The sequence below is a fragment of the Paenibacillus vini genome (genome assembly GCF_018403325.1).
Classification (GTDB): Bacteria; Bacillota; Bacilli; order Paenibacillales; family Paenibacillaceae; genus Fontibacillus; species Fontibacillus vini.
Map to the genome: position 1 here is coordinate 1 of NZ_BOSL01000060.1, position 348 is coordinate 348.

A 348-nucleotide genomic window follows, 5' to 3' on the forward strand; every position below is an offset into this window, starting at 1 on the left:
TCGGTCCAAGTACCATCGGCGCTGGAGGGCTTAACGGTCGTGTTCGGGATGGGTACGTGTGGAACCCCTCCGCCATCGCCACCAAACGGTTCAAGCGTCTTAATCGCTTGAAAACTGGATACGAAACTTGAGTTTGCGTTTTAGCCCCTAATTGGTTCACCGGGGTCCCCGAAAAGTAATCGGAATTACCTTCGAAGCCTCACTTCACTTTTTGGGGTATCTTTTGGATAAGCCCTCGACCGATTAGTACCTGTCAGCTCCATACATTGCTGCACTTCCACCTCAGGCCTATCAACCTCGTAGTCTTCAAGGGGTCTTACTAGTTGGGAAATCTCATCTTGAGGGGGG

The 348-nt window shown here is 51.1% G+C and carries 2 rRNA genes; both read right to left on the reverse strand.

Annotated elements, in window-relative coordinates:
* Positions 1-86 (reverse strand): 5S ribosomal RNA (gene rrf, locus KJS57_RS26140); the annotation flags it as partial.
* Positions 87-223: 137 nt separating this feature from the next.
* Positions 224-348 (reverse strand): 23S ribosomal RNA (locus KJS57_RS26145); the annotation flags it as partial.